Origin of the sequence: Glutamicibacter sp. NPDC090743 (assembly GCF_044769125.1) — a bacterium.
In the GTDB taxonomy this organism is placed as follows: domain Bacteria; phylum Actinomycetota; class Actinomycetes; order Actinomycetales; family Micrococcaceae; genus Glutamicibacter.
Genome location: NZ_JBIVXE010000007.1, coordinates 206,970 through 225,284, shown reverse-complemented (window position 1 = coordinate 225,284; position 18,315 = coordinate 206,970). Strand labels below are relative to the sequence as shown.

At 60.3% G+C, this 18,315-nt stretch carries 10 protein-coding genes; 5 read left to right on the top strand and 5 right to left on the bottom strand.

All coding sequences use genetic code 11. The features are described 5' to 3' along the window. Positions 1-2: 2 nt before the first annotated feature. On the bottom strand, positions 3-728 hold the full coding sequence (locus ACIQTS_RS15700) for an NUDIX hydrolase (RefSeq protein ID WP_400290873.1): 726 nt from the start codon (positions 726-728) through the stop codon (positions 3-5). A 116-nt stretch (positions 729-844) separates the two neighbouring features. Between ACIQTS_RS15700 and ACIQTS_RS15695 the strand changes: the two genes are divergently transcribed. Next, a complete protein-coding gene (locus tag ACIQTS_RS15695; RefSeq protein WP_402473837.1) occupies positions 845-1,594 on the top strand; it encodes an alpha/beta fold hydrolase in 750 nt (249 codons plus the stop codon). Between the two features lie 270 nt (positions 1,595-1,864). On the opposite strand, the gene ACIQTS_RS15690 is transcribed toward ACIQTS_RS15695, so the two are convergent. After that, positions 1,865-2,644 (bottom strand): helix-turn-helix transcriptional regulator, encoded by a 780-nt coding sequence (locus tag ACIQTS_RS15690; RefSeq protein ID WP_400290869.1) that lies wholly within the window; start codon positions 2,642-2,644, stop codon positions 1,865-1,867. A gap of 85 nt (positions 2,645-2,729) precedes the next feature. Here ACIQTS_RS15690 and ilvD point away from each other — a divergent pair, with 85 nt between their 5' ends. Next, on the top strand, positions 2,730-4,649 hold the full coding sequence (ilvD, locus tag ACIQTS_RS15685; protein WP_402473836.1) for a dihydroxy-acid dehydratase: 1,920 nt from the start codon (positions 2,730-2,732) through the stop codon (positions 4,647-4,649). A 168-nt stretch (positions 4,650-4,817) separates the two neighbouring features. On the opposite strand, the gene ACIQTS_RS15680 is transcribed toward ilvD, so the two are convergent. Further along, a complete protein-coding gene (locus ACIQTS_RS15680) occupies positions 4,818-12,722 on the bottom strand; it encodes an LPXTG cell wall anchor domain-containing protein (RefSeq protein ID WP_402473835.1) in 7,905 nt (2,634 codons plus the stop codon). 835 nt (positions 12,723-13,557) lie between these two features. Between ACIQTS_RS15680 and ACIQTS_RS15675 the strand changes: the two genes are divergently transcribed. Genes ACIQTS_RS15675 through ACIQTS_RS15665 form a run of 3 tightly spaced genes read left to right on the top strand, consistent with a single transcriptional unit; the run spans position 13,558 to position 16,566 of the window. Continuing rightward, positions 13,558-14,637: an efflux RND transporter periplasmic adaptor subunit gene (locus ACIQTS_RS15675; RefSeq protein ID WP_332488687.1), complete on the top strand. Its 1,080-nt coding sequence runs from the start codon at positions 13,558-13,560 to the stop codon at positions 14,635-14,637. Next, positions 14,627-15,334 (top strand): ABC transporter ATP-binding protein, encoded by a 708-nt coding sequence (locus tag ACIQTS_RS15670; protein ID WP_105658038.1) that lies wholly within the window; start codon positions 14,627-14,629, stop codon positions 15,332-15,334. Before ACIQTS_RS15675 ends, ACIQTS_RS15670 begins: the two co-directional genes overlap by 11 nt. Continuing rightward, positions 15,331-16,566 (top strand): ABC transporter permease, encoded by a 1,236-nt coding sequence (locus ACIQTS_RS15665; protein ID WP_133834727.1) that lies wholly within the window; start codon positions 15,331-15,333, stop codon positions 16,564-16,566. Before ACIQTS_RS15670 ends, ACIQTS_RS15665 begins: the two co-directional genes overlap by 4 nt. A 200-nt stretch (positions 16,567-16,766) precedes the next feature. Here the strand turns inward: ACIQTS_RS15665 and ACIQTS_RS15660 are convergent, their stop codons facing one another. Together ACIQTS_RS15660 and ACIQTS_RS15655 are read right to left on the bottom strand one after the other, a co-directional pair. Then, entirely contained in the window at positions 16,767-17,471 is a 705-nt protein-coding gene (locus ACIQTS_RS15660; protein WP_402473834.1) for a hypothetical protein, read from the bottom strand. Continuing rightward, on the bottom strand, positions 17,431-18,210 hold the full coding sequence (locus ACIQTS_RS15655; protein WP_402473833.1) for a hypothetical protein: 780 nt from the start codon (positions 18,208-18,210) through the stop codon (positions 17,431-17,433). The genes ACIQTS_RS15660 and ACIQTS_RS15655 overlap by 41 nt, the downstream gene beginning before the upstream one ends. Positions 18,211-18,315: the final 105 nt, after the last annotated feature.

Sequence of the window (18,315 nt, the reverse complement as noted above, 5' to 3'; positions counted from 1 at the left end):
TGCTAGTCGTGCAGCGGGTCGACTTCCAACGGGTCAGGTCCGTGGCCAACGTAGCGGTATAGCCGTGGTGGCCGGTGCTGTCCGCCAGCCAGATATTCGTCGGTCTCCTCGATGGATGCCGTGCTCTTGAGCGTTCGGCGGAAGTTCGCAGGGTCCAGACGGCGTCCGAGGATGGCTTCATAGACTCCGCGCAGGGCCGCCAGGGTGAAGCGTTCGCCGAGCAGCCGATGGGCTATCTGCCCGTATTCGGTTTTGTTGCGCAGCCTCCACATGGCGTAGTCCAAGATCTTCCGGTGGTCGAAAGCCATCTGGGCAATCTGCGGATCATCGATATCGAACCAGGCCACGTTGTCGTCTTGGACGGTGGCGCCCACTTGATCTGCGTTCAGCAGCGCAAAGTAGGCGATGGTGACTAGGCGGTGGGTTGGCGAGCGGTCGATATCGCCGAAGGTGTAGAGCTGTTCCAGATAGGTGGGGCGCAGGCCCGTGGTTTCGGCAAGGTTGCGCCCGGCCGCTTGGCCGAGGGATTCGCGCGGATCAACGGGTCCGCCTGGCAGCGCCCACATTCCGGTGTGGGGTTGGCGAATGCGGCGTACCACTGGCAAGCAGAGCTTGTCGGGTCCGCCATCTTTGCCTTCACGGATTCCCAGGATCACAGTGGAAACCGCAAGAGCGGGCGGGAGGTTGCGGCGTTCGTCGACGTTCGCCCAACCCGGTACGGATGACATTTCTTATTTGCCTCGTTTTCAGCACATTCGGATTCGTTAGAGTCATTCTGACATTAACGCTCTTCAGGCGCTAGCCCAGATCACATTTCGAGGGTGAATGGCCTATGATCAATGGCATGACATTGGATCTGAATCTTCGAGTGGTTAGCGCAAACGCTGAGGTGAAAAGCCCATCCGTGCTTTTCATCCACGGCTTCGCCTCATCCGGCGAACTGAATTGGGACCGCTCGCGTTGGCTGAAATATTTCACTGATGCAGGACGAGATGTCCTTCTGGTTGATTTGCCCGGCCATGGAGAAGATCCTCGCCGCAATGACGGCAGCTGGGCGCCAAGCCAAATTCGCCAGGCCCTGGCTGCCATAGTGATGGATCTGGATGATGGTCCCGTGGACGTCATCGGCTACTCTTTGGGTTCCCGGCTGGCTTGGGAGTTCGCCGCTTTCAATCCGGATTTGGTGAATCATTTGGTCATCGGGGGTCCAGGAGCCGGTGATCCGCTGGCCGCCTTCGAATTGGGCCAGGCCCGTGCCTACGTCGAGACGGGCGAAAAGATCCATGACGACTACACCGCCGCCATCATGCGGATTGCCGAGGCTGAACCGTTCAATGATCTATCAGCGCTCTTTGAGCTCATAGAAGCAATCAAATCCGAGCCTTACGATCCGGCAGCCAAGGTGCCGTCAGTTCCAACCTTGCTGGTCGCCGGAGACCAGGACGATCTGGCGACCACCATGCCGCATTTGCGTCGCCTTCTGAAGGACGCAGGAACACGCAATGAAGTGCTGTGGCTGGCAGGTCGCAATCACGCCAACGCTGTGACCAGCCGGGAGTTCAAAGCGAGAGCGCTTGAGTTCGTGAGCTTTTAGCTCCGGCCACTCCTTTAATGCATGCCTCCGCTGCCTTGAGCCTACTCAACTATCCGGGCTAAAGCTCGTCCGGGTTTCCAGACGAGCCTTAGCCAGCTCAGCGCCGACTATTGCATTTCCGAACTGGAACCGAAAATGGAAGTGCTCTTGTTCGCTGCACGTTCCGATCAGCGCTGTGGCCCTTAGCGGTTAAATGATTCGATGCGTACAAGCCTAGCGATCTCGAATCTCTTCCGATTCCCTGCCGCTACTTCGGCGAGCCCACCTGCGCTAAAGCGGCGTGTACATCAACAGGGTCAAGTCCGTGGCTTCGGTAGGAGTCAGGTTGTGCTGCTCGTAGCGCGTCAGCCCCAATTCAGGATGCCGGAACACCCGTTCACCGGTGCGGAAACCTGCAACGTCGCGTTCATTCCAGATCGCGGCAAATTCCGGGGAGGCCGCAGAGACCCGCGCAACGATGCCGCTCTCCCCCGACGGGCTGAGCCATCCACGCGTTTCGGCACGGAAGCTTCCCACGAAACCGCGGCTTTGCACTTCCCAATCCGGGAGCATCTCACGCAATTGCGCATCGGTGAAAACGAGCCACAACAGGTTCCGATCTTCGCTGTCCAATGAAGCCACCCGCGGATACAGCTGTTCATAGGCCTCATTCCAGCCCAGGATGGTCCAGTCGGCGGAGAGCAGGAAGGCCGGGAACTGCAACGCATCGAGCAAACGCTGCAGGGCTGGAGTCATGCCGCCGGTGCCAATCGGGTCAAGCTCACCGTGCCCTGCCAGAGAAAACAGGTACGAGGATTCCACCGGGGTGAGCCGGAACAGCCGTGCCAAGGACTGCAGAACCTGGCGCGAGGGATTGATGTCGCGGGCCTGCTCAAGCCAGGTGTACCAAGTAACAGAAACACCGGCCAAGGTGGCGACCTCTTCGCGGCGCAGGCCGCGCACGCGGCTGCGTCCGATCTCCGGCAATCCATGGGAAGCCCTGTCAGCCCGGGCCCGGCGGTCCTTGAGGAACGCGGCGAGTTCTTCGCGACGTCTTTGACTTGGAGTCACAGGGTAAACCTCATTGCATGGTAGTAGTACTACTAGTATCGTCACCGTCTGGGTTTGAGGGCAAATATATGGTGAGATTTTAGGTATGACCACACTTCGTTCACACACTGTCACCCATGGCCGCAATATGGCCGGCGCTCGCGCACTGTTCCGCGCAGCCGGCGTGAACGGCGCTGACCTCGGGCGCAAGCCGATTATCGCTGTCTCCAACAGCTTCACTGAATTCGTTCCAGGGCACACCCACCTGCAGCCGGTAGGCCGCATTGTCTCCGACGCCATCACCGCCGCCGGTGGCATCCCCCGCGAATTCAACACCATTGCCGTGGACGACGGCATCGCCATGGGCCACGGAGGCATGCTCTACTCGCTGCCATCGCGCGACCTCATTGCCGACTCCGTGGAATACATGGTCAATGCCCACTGTGCCGACGCACTGATCTGCATCTCGAACTGCGACAAGATTACCCCGGGCATGCTGATGGCCGCATTGCGCCTGAACATCCCTACGGTCTTCGTCTCCGGTGGTCCGATGGAAGCCGGCCGCGCCACCCTGGTAGATGGCACCGTGCGCACCTTGGACCTGGTGGATGCCATCTCCGAGGCCGTGAACGAGAACGTATCGGATGCAGACCTGCTGCGCATCGAAGAGTCGGCCTGCCCGACCTGCGGCTCCTGCTCGGGCATGTTCACCGCCAACTCGATGAACTGCCTGACCGAGGCCATGGGCTTGTCCCTGCCGGGCAACGGCTCCACCCTGGCTACCCACACGGCCCGCAAGGACCTGTATGAAAACGCCGGCAAGCTGGTAGTCGATATCGCCAACCGCTACTACGGCGAAGACGACGAGACGGTGCTGCCACGCAGCATCGCCACCAAGAAGGCCTTCGGCAACGCCATGGCGCTGGATATCGCCATGGGCGGTTCCACCAACACCATCTTGCACCTGCTGGCCGCCGCCCGCGAGGCCGGCGTGGAATTCGGCCTCGATGAGATCGATGAAGTGTCCCGCCGTGTCCCGTGCCTGGCCAAGGTTGCACCCAACGCTGCGGGCAACGGCACCATCTACTACATGGAAGATGTCCACCGTGCCGGTGGCATCCCCGCAATCCTCGGCGAGCTGCGCCGCGGCGGCCTGCTGGATGAAACCGTGCACACGGTTCACTCGGCAACCCTGGGCGAATGGCTCGATGACTGGGATATCCGCAGCGGCAAGGCCAAGGAGGAATCCTTTGACCTGTGGCACGCGGCCCCGGGCGGCGTGCGCTCCTCCACCGCCTTCTCGCAGTCCGAGCGGTGGGCGGCGCTGGACACCGATGATGCAGAAGGCTGCATCCACTCGGTTGAGAACGCCTACTCCAAGGACGGCGGCCTGGCCGTACTGCGCGGCAACATCGCCGTGGACGGTGCAGTGGTCAAGACCGCTGGCGTTGACCCTTCGATCTGGACCTTCTCCGGCCCAGCAGTGGTCTGCGAATCACAGGATGAAGCCGTCGAGAAGATCCTGAACAAGCAGGTGAAGGAAGGCGACGTAGTAGTCATCCGCTACGAAGGTCCCAAGGGCGGGCCGGGCATGCAGGAAATGCTCTACCCCACCTCGTTCCTCAAGGGCCGCGGCCTGGGCAAGGCCTGCGCACTGATCACCGATGGCCGCTTCTCTGGTGGTACCTCGGGCCTGTCCATCGGGCACGTCTCCCCCGAGGCCGCGTCCGGCGGCATGATCGCCCTGGTGGAAGATGGCGATACCATCTCCATCGATATCCCGACCCGCGAGCTGACCCTGAACGTCTCTGACGAGGTCTTGGCAGAACGCCGCGAGCGCTTGATCGCTACCACCGGGTACCGCCCGAAGAGCCGCGAGCGCGTGGTCTCCCCTGCGTTGCGGGCCTACGCCGCCATGGCGTTGTCCGCTGACAAGGGTGCGGTTCGCGACGTGGATCGTGTAGAGCGTGCCATGCGCGAAGCCGATGAGCGTGAAGCCGCAGCCCAAAGCGCGGCCCAAATCTAGCCAGAAGGCTTGACCACGGCAACAGGCCCGGACCACTTATGCGAATAAGCGGACCGGGCCTGTTCTGCTTCCAAGGCACTAGCCCTGAAGCAGCAGGGATTGTTCCCCCGCACGCCGAATGCCGGCCCTGCCGCGAGAGGCAAGGCCGGCATCCAACTGGCGCGCGGACTATGGGTTCCGGCGACGGTACCGAAGCAGGATCAATGCTCCGGCGATAATCACCATCCCTGCAGCCCCTGCCAGCCACAACGAGCCCTGGTCAAGGCCGGTTGCCGCAAGCGGTGCTGGCGGGGCAGGTGGTGCTGCCGGCGCTGCCGGCGCTGGCGGAGCCGGAGGAACCGGTGGTGCCGGTGGCGCTGCCTGCGGAGCCTCGGAGCAAACTTCCACGTCCGCCGAATCCGAATTGTTCCCATCCTCGCCGGACTTCTCCGGTATCGAGGCCGTATTCGTCATCGTCTGGCACTTGCCGGCTACGCCGTCCAAGACCAGTTCGTACGTGAACTTCTTGCTCTGCTCTTCGGCCTTGACCGTGCCCAGTTCCCGCGGCTGGCCGGGACTGGTGTAGTCATCGAAGACCGTCACCATTTCATCGGTGGCCGTTGCCGCTTCGAATTCCAGCGGAGCCTTGGCAGTGACCGTGCGGGTTGTCCCTTCCACGTCGGTCCAGCTGGCGTTCACCGTGTTCTCGTGGCCGGTGTAGTCGGCCTCGGCAACAGGTGTTTCGAAGGTGCAGCTGTACTTCACGGTGCGGGTTTCCCCGGCCGCAAGCTCCAGCTTCCCCTCCGCCAATCCTTCGATGGAGCAGCTGGCCCCGGCGATGGATAGCTTGTCTTCCAGGAGCACTTGCGTGTCCTTGAAGTCATTCGGATTGGCCACGGTGATCTCACCGCTGACGGTGAAGTCCTGGTCTTCGTAGCCCTCCAGCATCGCCTGGACCGTGTACTTGGCCGTGGCCTGCCCGTCCGGGTCAACCTCGAACTTCGTTTCCTTCGCCTCCTTGCGGGCCGACCAGTCGTAGTCCCTGACGTACTGGGCGTCGGCGCTCTTGGCGATCATCAGGCCCTGCTCAATGCACAGTTGCAGGTCCACCGAGGATTCGTCCTTGCCGTTGCCGTCGGTACTCTCATGCACTGCCGCGGTATTGGTGTATACCGTGCAGGTTCCCGCTTCGGGTTCCAGCACCTGTTCGTATTCGAACTGCATGGGAGCTTGCGGGACGTGGACTTCTCCGAGCACCTTCGGTTCGGCGCCAGGATCCATCATGTCGTCGGTGACTCTCACCGATTCGTCCGTGACTGCGTCGATCGTGAAGCCGATCGGTGCCTCGGCACGCACTTCGCGGTCATCGAAGGTGGCAATCACCGTATTGACTGCTACTTCGAAGGCATCGGTGGTGAGCCAGCTAGCGAGGTCGCATTCATACCGGGCCCCCAAGTTCTCCCCGGCATCGAGCACGACCTGCAATCCAGCGGCCGCTTCATCGGCATCCTCCAGATCGATCCGGCAGCTGGTGCCAGCGGTATCGATCCGGTCTTCCAAGGTGGCGGTGATGGAACCGAAATCATTCGGGTTCTGCACCATCACTTCACCGGCCAGCCGCAAGTTCTGCTCTACGGCTGCGGTGTTGCGAGCCTGAACCCAGTAGTGCGCGGTGAAGGTTCCATCCTCGTTCGCGGTGAGCTTGCTCTGGTCGATCCGCTTATCTACCTCCCATTCGTAATCCAGATCCACCAGTCCCTGAGCGGTCTTCTGCAGGCCCAGGGCCTTCTGTCCGCAGAGGGTGACGGTGGTCGAATCCTCGGCCCCGGTCTGCTGGATCACCGCGGTGTTGGTGAACTCGGTGCAGGTGCCGGCCTGGGCCTGGTGGCGCAGGGTGTAGTCGAAGTCGACCGGGGTGCCTTCGGCATTCCAGATCGCTTCGCCCAGCACTACCGGCGACTCGGGGTTGGTCTTGTCATCGATGACGGTGACCTGCTGATCGGTTTCAGCATCCAGCAGGTAGTCCACCGGTGCGGTTGACGTGGCCACCGAACCCTCGCCCCAGGTTGCGGTGGCGGTATTGCTGCCGTGCAGCTGGGCGGGGGTACCCGAGCAGCTGTATGGCAGTTGCACCGTGGCTCCGGCTCCGTCGCTGCCCACCGGGACCGCGACTTGAAGACCCTCGGTTTGCGGATCGGCGTCCTCGGCGTCGATGGTGCACGTGACCCCTTCAATGCTGATCTCATCGGTGATGGTGGCTACCGTCGAGGCTGCTGCGAAGCGGTTCGGATTCACCAGCACGATCATGCCGTGCACTTCATGGCCGGAATCCTCCGCTCCGTCCGGAATGGCCGAAACGGTGTAGGAGAAGTCGGCGGTGCCGTCCTCGGCGACAGTGACCTCGGTGCGGTCTACCTTCTTCTCCAGGTCCCAAAGGTAGGTCCGATCGAAGCTGGCTTCGGCATCCTTGGCAATCATCAGATCGAGCAAGCCGCAGAGCTGCACGGTCGCCTCATCCCTCGGATCCTCCCCTGCCTGGGTATCGACCCAGGCGGTGTTCGTGTAGCTCATGCATTCACCGGCCGGAGCATCATGCTCCAGCTGGTACTCGATGAGCACCGGCGAATCATCGATGTCCACGGTGCGCAGCAGCACCGGCTCCTGGGGATTCGACTGGTCATCCCAGATCTCGACCTGCCGATCGATGCGGGAATCAATGGCGAATTCGATGGGCACCTGCGTGCTCGATGCCCGGTCATCGCCCCAGCTGACCGTGGCGGTGTTGGTGCCGCCGCTATAGGAGCCGGGATCGACTCCTGCGGAGACATCGCAGCTGTAGCCGACGGTGATTGTCCCGTTGGCCGGGATGCCCACCAGCGATTCAGAGGTGGTGCAGGTGACCCCTTCCAGATCGACCACGTCCTGGATCGTGGCGTCGATGCCCGTGTACTGGTTCGGATTGGTGATGGTGATCTGGCCTTCCAGCACCCATCCCGAATCCTCGTACCCGGTGTTCTCCACCTTGACCACGTAGTCCACCGGTTCGCTGGCCGCCCCGTTGGTGGTGATCTCCTGGTCCTGGCCTTCGGCCAAGACCTTGTCGATCTGCCATTGGTAGGTGCGGTCGTACGCGGCTTCGACGGTCTTGCTGATCTCCAAGGCCGCTTCGCGGCAGGCTTCGGCGAGCGCATTGTCCGTCACGGTGAAGCCGTCATCGCCGGTGAGCGTGGCGACGTTCTCGAAGACCTGGCAGGTGCCTGCCTCCTCCACGGTCCACGTCAACGAGTAGTCCCGGCTTTGCGGCCCATCGGCCACATCCACTGTCCACGCCGGATCGAACTCGTGGGCGCTGTCCGTGATGGTGACCGTGTCGTTCAGCGGCGTCTGGTTCCAGTCCTGTTCCGAAATCCCCACGGTGTCCGAGTCCTGGCTATTGGCCGTGCTCAGCGCCTGGGCGTCCCAGTCCACGGTGGCGGTGTTGCTGCCTTTGTAGTCCGGCTGGGATGCGAAGGTGCACGAGTAGGCCATCACCCATTGGGCCCCTGCGGGGATCACCGTCTGGAAGCCGGCTTGCTCGGCGGACATGTCCGCCACCGCTTCGCCCTGCACCCCGGTGATCGTGCAGGCCGCGTCTCCGCCGACATCGGCGAAGTCCTGCACCGTGACCGGCGCGTCCTGCCAGTCGTTCGGGTTGGCCAGCGTGATTTCTCCGCTCATTGCCCAATTGCCGTCCTCGTGGCCTTCGGGGGTCACGGTGATCCGGTAGTTCGCCGTGGCTTCGCCGGTATTCGGGTTGGCTGCCAGCGGTTGCCCGGAGAGCAGTTCCTTGTCCAGCGACCACAGGTAGGAGCGGTCGAAGGAGGTCACGACGTTCTTGGCGATATCCAGATCTGCTCCGGCGCACACCGTGGTGCTGGCCGAAGCTGTGTTCTCCTCGCCCTCGCCGTTGGCCTCATCGAGCACCGCGGTGTTGGTGTACTCGGTGCAGGTTCCGGCCACGCCCTGCAGTTCCAGGTCGTATTCGAAGGCCTTCGGCGATTCCCCGGCCATCGCGGTGCCCAGCACCACTTCCTGGCCTTCAACGGTTTGGTCATCGGTGATGGCGACTTCACCGTCGGTCAGCAGGGCCTGCTCGAACCCGAAATCGACGTCCGTTTCAGCCTGGCGCTCCTGGCCCCAGGCCACGGTTGCCGTGTTCGTGTACTGGGCGGTGATGTCGGTGTCCGCCGGGACCTGGCAGTTGTAGCCCAGGGTGGTGCTTTCCCCGTCACCGAGCACGAGCTGGAAACCGCCGGCGCTTCCATCCGCATCGGTGCCCTCGATGGTGCAGCTGGCCGACGGGATGGAGAGCACATCGGTGACCGTTGCCACCAGGTCCCCGACTTGCGTGTTCGGGTTGCTGATGGTGATGGTCCCGGACACCTGCTTCGCGCTGTCCTGCGCTTCGCCGGCGGTGGCCACTACCGTGTAGTGCGCGGTGACCGTGCCGTTGCCGGCGACCGTGAATTCGCTGCGGTCCACGTGCTTGTGAAGCGACCAGTCGTAGTCGCGTGCGTAGCTGGCGTCCACGTCCTTGGTGATAACCAGATTCTTCTGGTCGCAGATGCCCACGTCCTGCGAGTCCTCGATGTCCTCGCCGGCCAGATCCACCCACGCGGTATTCGTGAAGACCAGGCATTCATCGCGCGGCACTTCGTAGGTGATCTCGTAGCTGAAGCTCTGCGGGGCGTCGGCGTAGTGGACCGTGTCCAGCAGTACCGGGTCCCCGGAAGGATCAGCCTGGTCATCCCAGACGCCAACGGATTCATCGGTGCTCTCATCCAGGGTGAAGTCGATGGGTACCGGCTGGCTCTCAGCCTGCAGCCCATCACCCCAGGTGACCACCGCCGTGTTGGTGTGGCCGGTGTAGTCGGCCTCCGCCACGGCCGATGCATCGCAGTTGTAGTCCACGGTGATCGAGCCGCTGCGCGGCACCACCTGCTGCATGCCTTCCATCCCCGGATTCGAGTCCTCGGCCACGATGGTGCAGGCGGCCGAGAGGGTATTCTCGTCGCTGATCGTCACTTCGATGTCTTCGAATTCGTTGGGATTGGCCACGGTAATGGCTCCGGAAAGCTGCTGCCCGGAATCCTCGTAGCCGGTGTTGTCCACCAGCACCGTGTAGTGAACGGTAGCGGTTCCGTCTTCCTCGACGACGGCATCTGGCGATTGGCCCTCGGCCAGCTGCTTGTCGATGCTCCACAAGTAGGTGCGGTCGTAGGAGGCCGTCACGTCCTTGGTGACGGTCAGCCCTGCCTGGCGGCACGCTTCGACTTGGGCGTCATCGCTCTTGACCAGCTGGTTGCTTCCGGTGATCGTGGCGGTGTTCATGAAGCTCTGGCACTTGCCGGCCTCCTCCACCGTCCAGGTGTATTCATAGGTCCGACTCTGCGGGCCATCGGAGTAATTGATGGTCCAGGCCGGATCGAACTCATGCAGCGGGTCGGTCACGGTCACCGTCTGGTTCAGCGGTGTCTGCGTCCAGTCGCCTGCATCCACCGGTACAACTTCGGTGGCGCTGCCCGAAGCGGTGGAGGCCTCGCTGGAGGACCACGTCACTTCGGCGGTGTTGCTGCCCTCGTAATTCGGCTGCGATCCGAAGGTGCAGCTGTAGCTGAAGGTCAGTGTTTGGGAGGCATCCAGTGTTGCCTGGAAGCCCGGTGCCACCGGATCGGCGTCCAGCGTGTCCGGTTCGCCGGCAATGCCGACCACCTGGCAGGTTGCGTCCCCGCCCACATCGACCTGGTCGGTGACGGTCACGTCAATGGCTTGCCAGTCATTGGGGTTGGATACCGTGATGGTTCCGCTCATGGCCCAGTCGCTGTCCGAATAGCTTTCGGGAGTGACAGTGACGGAGTATTGCGCGGTGAATTCGCCGGTTTCCGGATCCGCGGTGAATGGCTGCTCGCCTACTGCGTCCTTGGCGATGCTCCAGTCGTAGCTGCGGTTGAAACTGGACACGACCAGTTTCTCGATAGCCAGGTCCTGGCCGATGCAAACTTCCACGGTGGCATTGTCGGTCAGCGTTTCACCGTCGTCTGCGGCGAGGCTGGCGATGTTCTGGTAGTCGGTGCATTCTCCGAGCACGCCGTCCCACTCGATGGTGTACGCGAAGGTCTTCGGGCTTTCCCCCGCTGTAACGGTGTTACCGCCGGCGATGCCCGAAAGGTCGATTTCGCTATCGGTGACGGTGACTTCATCGTCGGTCACCGTTGGCGAGACGGACGCGAAATCGTAGTCGGCCGAGGCGCTGGCTTGACCAGCGGTGCCATAGTAGACCTCCGGGTCCCAGGATACGCTCACCGTGTTGGTACCGGCGCTGGCGGCACTGGTTCCCCCGGGCAGGTTGCATTCATAGGTGAAGGAATTCTCGCCGGGCTGGATGGTCACCGGATTGGCGATCGGCGATCCGCCAGCGGAGATGACGCAATTGGCGCCATCGAGCTGGTCGGCCAGCGTGATCCCGGACATCTCCGTGTCGTTCGGGTTCATCACGGTAATGGTGCCGGAGAGCTGGAAGTTGCTGTCCTGGGCCTCGCTGGCGGTGGCGACCACGTTGTAGTCGACGTCCACTCCGGTGGCCGTGGCCTTCACTGTGGCTTGCTGGCCCTCGGCCAGCGACTTGTCCAGATCCCAGTCGTAGTCGCGGTCATAGGATGCCTGCACATCCTTGTGGACCGTGAGCTCGTCGTAGGTGGTCTTCGTGTTGGTGAAGGTACAGGTGACTTCATCGTTGTCGCCCAGGTTGAAAGTGATGGCCGAACCGCTGCGGATAGCCGAGGCGCCGGTGCAGGCGATCGAGGAAAGATTCCAGCCAGCTGGCAAGTCCTCTTCGGTGACGGTGATCGTAGCTGGCGCCACGGTGTAGGTGACGCTCTGCGGCAAGCTCGCGCCGGTATCGGAATCGGCACTGTCATCGAGGTTGAATGATGTCGAGTCGCCGAAGCGGTCCTCGGCGAGGGTGAAGTCGAAATCCGTGCCGTCGGCAGGAACCGCGTCCTTGATGACGGTTACGGAACCGGCTTGGACCGCACCGGCCTGGATCTGGTTGTCGCGTTGTCCAATGGACTTGCAGTTCAACGACGAGATCAGGACGTGGTACGGCGAACCGTTGATTGAGGAAGCACCGGTGCCCGGGCCGTGATCCAGCTCCGAGGCGATATGCGCATCGAAGTAGAGGGTGACGCTTGACTCGTCGCCTTCTTCTCCGTCGACCATCAATGTGATGAAGACGGTGTCGACGCGGTCGTTCCCGGCGCCTTCATCGACAGTCCAGCCGGTGATGTTCGCACCGTCCACTGTCTCGTTGAGCAAATAGTCATAGGCCCATTTGCCGGCCTGCTTGACCTGGTACTCGATGACCAGCTCGTTTTCGCCGGCGGGCAATGTCATTTCCAAGCGCTGGTGGACCACACCGCCCTCATAGAGCCCTTCGTGGACATTGCCGTTGGCATAGGCGGGCATCTCATCGGACTTCTGCATGAAGGTGTCGACCGAGCCGTCTCCTTCGTTGTACTCGCAAATCCGCGGAGCACCTGACTCAAGGGCAGCGGCCGTGATCGGCTCGCGGGCCGCTGTCGAGGACCCGGTAGAATCTTCCGATTCCGAAACTTCGGCCTTCGGCTGCGCAAGTTCCGGTGAAGCCTTGTCCACTGGCTTCTTCTCTGTCTTGGGCGCAGCTGATTCCACAGGTTGCGCTTCGGGTGCCGGCTGCGTGGTTTCCACAGCTTTTGGCTTTTCTGGCTTCTGAGTTGCCGGTGCCGGTGCAGGGGCGGACTCGGGTTCGGCCGCTGCTTCTTCCTCTGGCGCCGAGGTCTTGGCACTGACTTCTGCTTTAGCAGCAGGCTGTTCTTCCCCCGTGTCAGCCGTGGACGATTCGTCGGCTTCGGCCTTGGTTTCCTCGGCCGAGCCGGTGGCAAGGACCGATTCAGAGTTCTCCGGTTCAGTCCCCTGCTGTGTGGCCTCGGCTTCTTCCCCAACAGAAGTTTCGGCAGCAACTGCCATGCCCGGAATGGTCATGGCAAAGCACAAGGAAATCGACGAAATTATCGCCAAGCATCCTTTTAATAATCTGTTTAAAGCTGTTTTACGGCGCAAATTTGGCACAAAAGTGCCACGCCTTTGATGCCTAGACATTTCTCCCCCATACAAGAATGTCCTGAGTGGATCGCGCGGCGTGCAGGAGCGATCCACCCGAAAAAGAGCGAGCTATAGTAAGGCTTTGACCTCAGATAATGAAAGCCTGGCCCATGATTCAGCCACCCCATGTGGCTCAACTGCTCAGGATAAGTTCCCCAATGCATCTAAAGATGCGAAATGAATGCGAGTGTTTCAATTCGTCTTTAAATCCCCCAATTCAAGACAACGATATGCCGACATCCTACGCCGGCATTCGGCTTTGTGCCAGCAAATAGAAGGAAATAAACTTGGCTGAAAATGAAGCAATCGGTGCACTTCTTTGCCCATGGATTAAACGTGCTTGTCACCTGCCAAATTCACGATTCAGGCCCTAGCGGACAGCAATGAAGGTCGATGCTCTGCGACAGCGGCTTTGGCACCCCCGCTCGCCCGCGGCACCCGAAAGGCTTGGCAGAAACCGGCCTGGAACAATCCTGCCGACCCCGGCGCCAGTACAGAAGCAATGGCACTATGCCTCGGGAGCTCCACATCCACCGAAGAGCTCCGCGGCATCGAGCCCCGGAGACTGCCCCGCTTCACCCCGGGACGTCGAGAAGCTTCACTACGACCTTCAACTACTAATTTGAGTACCCGGTCTGACCTGCAAAGTAAAAATAAATCTCAATCTTATAAAGGTTGCGTGTTTTCTCCGTTTGAGCTTGGTAGTTGCTGAACACTTTGGTAATCATTGAATGGTGAAAAGAGCAACCCTATGAGCCAACGACGCGCGTTCCGTCGCATATTCCTTCCCGCTGCATGGCTAGTTATCGGCGCCTTGATCGCCGTCAGCCTCGTGAAACTCGCGTTTGCCGGCGGCACTGCCAGCGCCGACGATGACCTGTTCCCCACCGGAGAGATCCCGGCAGAGACCATCTTTGCTGAGAAAGCCACGGTAGAGAACAAGCTGTCCATTCCCGGAACCATTAAGCTCACCGAATCGAAAGAGCTGAATGCGCCCGTGGACGGCGTTGTCAATTGGGCTTTCGTCAAGCCAGGCGACAATGTCTCACTCGGCGATCGAATCTTCCAGGTCCGCGCCGAATCCCAGCCAGAGAGCGTTGAGGCCAACGACTCGGATAGTGAAGGTTCACAAGACGAGCAGCAACCGCAGGAAGCTGCGCCAGTGGTGAAGTACCACGACGTCTACGCAACGGCCACAGGCAAGGTCGGCGCTTTCCAGATCGAGGTTGGCGATGACGTCACCAAGGGCACAGGACTCGGCGCGATCCAGCCCCAAGAATTCTTGGCCGCCGGTTCGATCGATCCGCTGGACCGCTACCGGTTGCTCGATGAAAGCCTCGAAGCAACGATCACCATTGACGGCGGACCGGAGCCATTCACCTGCAAGGACCTGTCTGTCGGTGACAGCGCTTCGAAGAAAACCAGCGCCGGCTCCGCAGACCAGGACATGGAATCGCAGATGGATCCAATGGCATCCGGAGAATCCACGGAGAGCTCTTCGGGCAGCGAGATTTCTTGTGCCGTACCTGCAGACATCGTGGTTTTCGACGGCCTGAGCATGAACATGGAAATTGATGCAGGCACCGCCGAGGACGTATTGACCGTACCGGTATCGGCTGTTCGCGGCCTGGTTGGCCAGGGTGCGGTGTGGAGGCTGGATGAAAACGGCAAGGAAATCCGCACCGAGGTAGAGCTTGGCGTGACCGACGGAAAGGTCATCGAGGTGATTTCAGGACTGAAGGATGAGACGGAAATTCTCCGCTTCGTCCCAGGATCCACCCCGGCACCTGAAGAAATGATGGATATGGAGTCCTACTCAGATGAGTGGTGAGCCATTGCTGAAGCTCGAGAATGTCACGCGCAGCGTCCTGCTGCCCGATGACAGCGAGCTGCATATCCTCAACGGGATTGATCTCACGGTGTCCGAAGGCGATCACATAGCCATTGTCGGCCGTTCGGGTACGGGCAAGTCCACGCTGCTGAATATCCTTGGCCTGCTTGATCGGCCCACCAACGGCAGCCTGCTGTGGCGAGGCAAGGATGCGACCCGGCTGAGCGCCAAACAGGCGGCCCATGCACGCGGGCGCGACCTCGGTTTCGTTTTCCAGCAGTTCAACCTCCTGCCAGGACGCACTGCCCTGGAAAATGTCATGGCTCCACTGATGTACGCCGGTGGACGCGACTTCTGGAATCGGCGCAAGCTAGCAACAGAGTCCTTGGAGCGCGTGGGACTGGGCAAACGCTTGGATTCAATGCCCCAGACCCTCTCCGGTGGTGAGCAGCAACGTGTGGCCATCGCTCGCGCGCTGGTCCGCCGGCCACGAGTCGTACTGGCCGATGAGCCCACCGGTGCCTTGGATGTCACTACCGGACGTGCGGTGATGGATCTCTTGGATTCCGCCACGGTTGATTCCGGCGCTGCCCTGATCACCATCACGCACGACAGCAATGTTGCGGCCTTGGCCCGAGAACAGCTGCAGTTGGATGGCGGGCGGCTGCATCCGCTCAGTGAGGTGGCGGCAAGATGAAATCCTTAACTCGCTTAGGAACCGGTTTTGTTGCTGCGCTGCTGGAGGCATGGCAGGAACTGCGTATTCACAAGTTGCGCGTCTTGCTCTCCTTGGTTGGTGTCACCATTGCGGTGGCCTCGTTGACTACGGCATTGGCCGGAGCTGGCATGGCGCGTCAGATGATGACCGAAAGCCTTGAAAGCGAGGGTCGGCCAGCAATGATTGTTGTCTACGCCTACGACCCGAACTCGGATGCTGGTCCTGCGGGCAACGACCAAATCGATGAGGCCTTTCAAAAGACCAGTGACCGGTTCAAGGTCGAGTACACCACCATGATGGGACGCAGCTACGACCAGAAAGCTTCAGCCCAAGGGCTGAGCCTTGATGCCGAGATCATGGTGGTTGATCCCGACTACGCTCCAATGCACCGGTTAGTTGTTACTGACGGCCGCTGGCTGGAAGCCGAAGATGCACAGAATCTTGCCCCAGCGGCGGTGGTTGACCACACCTTCATCAAAGAATTGGGACTGGAAGGCCAGCGACTGCCTTTAACCGTGGATTTGATGAGCAATGGGAACACCGTCTCAGTTACGGTCATCGGAACCACCAAAGCATCTAGCTACGGCATGGGCGGCAAGCTGTGGATGCTGCCGGCCACCTATGAGCACTGGTTCGGCATGCAAGCTCCGCTCAATGAGGTCAGCTACAAGCTGTGGGTGCCCATCGAGGGATCCGAAGAGCTGGCCATGCACTTCGGCCAGCAAATGCAGGCAGAACTTCCTGGTCTCACAGTTGATGCGCACCGCGAAGATTATCTGATGTGGGGTGCTGATGAGAGCTTGAAGATGTTGACCATGGTGGTTGCCGGGATCGCAATCATCATCTTGCTGCTTGGTTCCCTGAGTCTGCTCAATGTTGCCATGGTGACCATGAAGCAGCGTATCCGCGAAGTGGGTATCCGACGCAGCTTCGGTGCAACAACCGGACGCGTATTCTTCTCGGTGATGATGGAAAGCGTCGTGGCCACGGCCGTAGCAGGTGGCATTGGCGTGCTCATCTCCGTTGCCTTGGTCTCCAACGAGAATCTGCTGAATATGGTGATGGCTACCGAGCTGGATCAAATGCCGGCATTCCCTATCGGTGCGGCCCTACTTGGCATGGGAGTTTCCATCGCCGTAGGCGCACTGACCGGTGTGCTTCCCGCGCTGGTGGCAGCCCGAGTCAAGATTGTGGATGCTATTCGCGTCTAATATGCAGATGCCGCTAAGGCGCTGGAACGGAATCATGACTTCCGTTCCAGCGCCTTCTGCGTACCCCTGGTGAGTCGGCTGATTAACTGCGGTAGCCGAGGACCGTTGAGAAAGCCTCCGTCGCCGAGGTCTCAAACCAAGAGGTTCTTCTCCAGCTCAGTGGCCGCGAACTGTGTTGAGCTGATCTGTTTATCCCTTGTTCACGGCAGGGAGGGATTCGTCGCTGCGCGATGCGCTCCGGACGCGCGTTTTCTATCCTTCTTCCTCTTTCCATCTTCCGTCTTCATCCAAGCAATCAGCCCGATAGTAGTGACAGCAGCGATGCCGATCCAAATAGTTCCCCAAAGTGTGGATAACTGGATCCCCAGACCTCCGGTAACGGTGAAAATCAGTGTGGCCGGCAGGAATATAAACGCAAAAATATTCACTCGGTGACTGAACTTCTCACGCTTAACCGCCTCTTCGCGCAGTTGTTCGGCTCGTTCGCGATTTACCTGCTCTTCTTCGGCGCGCTGGTTGGCTTCCAGATAATCCATGATGGATTTCTGCTCGATAAGTGAATGCTTGATTCTTTCTTCCAGCATGCGCACGTTCTGCATGGCTTGCAGCACCCGAGTTGCAGATTCACGTCCGGGTATCTCCTGCAACCAGCGCTTGCCGTGGAACTCGATAAACCTTTTTTGAATGTCCTTGTATCGCTTAAGCGAAGCAGCGGAATCCTCAAGGTTTCCGGTTGCCGCTAGATTGGCCAGGTGTCCCGCGCGCTGGGTCAAGAATTCATCTTGCTGCATCGTCAAGACCGCCAAATCGACGAAGACTGAATGCGCTAAGGCCACCGTATGCCCAGTCTCTGCGATCCAGTGTTCAGGATCGCCATCCGGACGGGACTGGGCAACAATCCCCATCCGGACGGGACTGGGCAACAATCCCCATCCCCCGATCACTGCACCAACCAATTGACGGGCCAAGGGAGACTTGGGCTTTGCTAACTCCGAGGTCGGACCAGTCGCTCAAAGTTGGCTTAGGCGTGGCGGTTTGAGCAATGCTCAGTGCATGCGCCCAGCGCACTGCAGGGTTGTCCATCGCGCTCGGTCCGTGCGAGTGTTTTTGGCACTGAGGAATCTTGTCTTGCGGAATAAAAGTGGAGATCGTATAGATGTTCCCCCATGGATCCTGCTTGTCTTTTGATTGCAGAGCGCCGCCATTATTCAGTTCTACTGCCAAGCCTGCTGAACGCAAGGCGTTGTTTACACCCGCTCGCAAGTCCTTGCCATCGATGTTTGTGCCCGGCAGTAGCCCAGCACGAGTCGGCCGGTGCAGCGCAGAGGTCACCCAACCGGGGGTTTGCAATGCCTCTTTCGAAAGCTTCAGGTGCAAGGCGACGTATTCAGCGTTGCCGGCTCCTGTTTCCGCCTCACTACGAGAACGTGAAATTCCAGCGATCCGGATACCGGCGCCGGTCAGCTTGCTGATTTCCTTCTGGTTGTCGAAAGCAAACGTTGGAGCACCCGATAGTGCTTGCTTCGCGTCGGCAGTCATGGCCAGGAAATGAGGTCCGACCGAAGTCTTGTCGAACCAGCTTTTTGATGCTTTATGCAGATTTCCCGCGTCGTTTTGGAGAAACTCAGAGGTTTCGCTATGCATGTGACCGTTAACTTCGTTTGGCGGCTAAATCACAACTTGAACTGGCGGTTTGCATCGTCCCGTTTGTTGAACGCCATGCGGTGCATGTTGCTCCATCGATTCCTT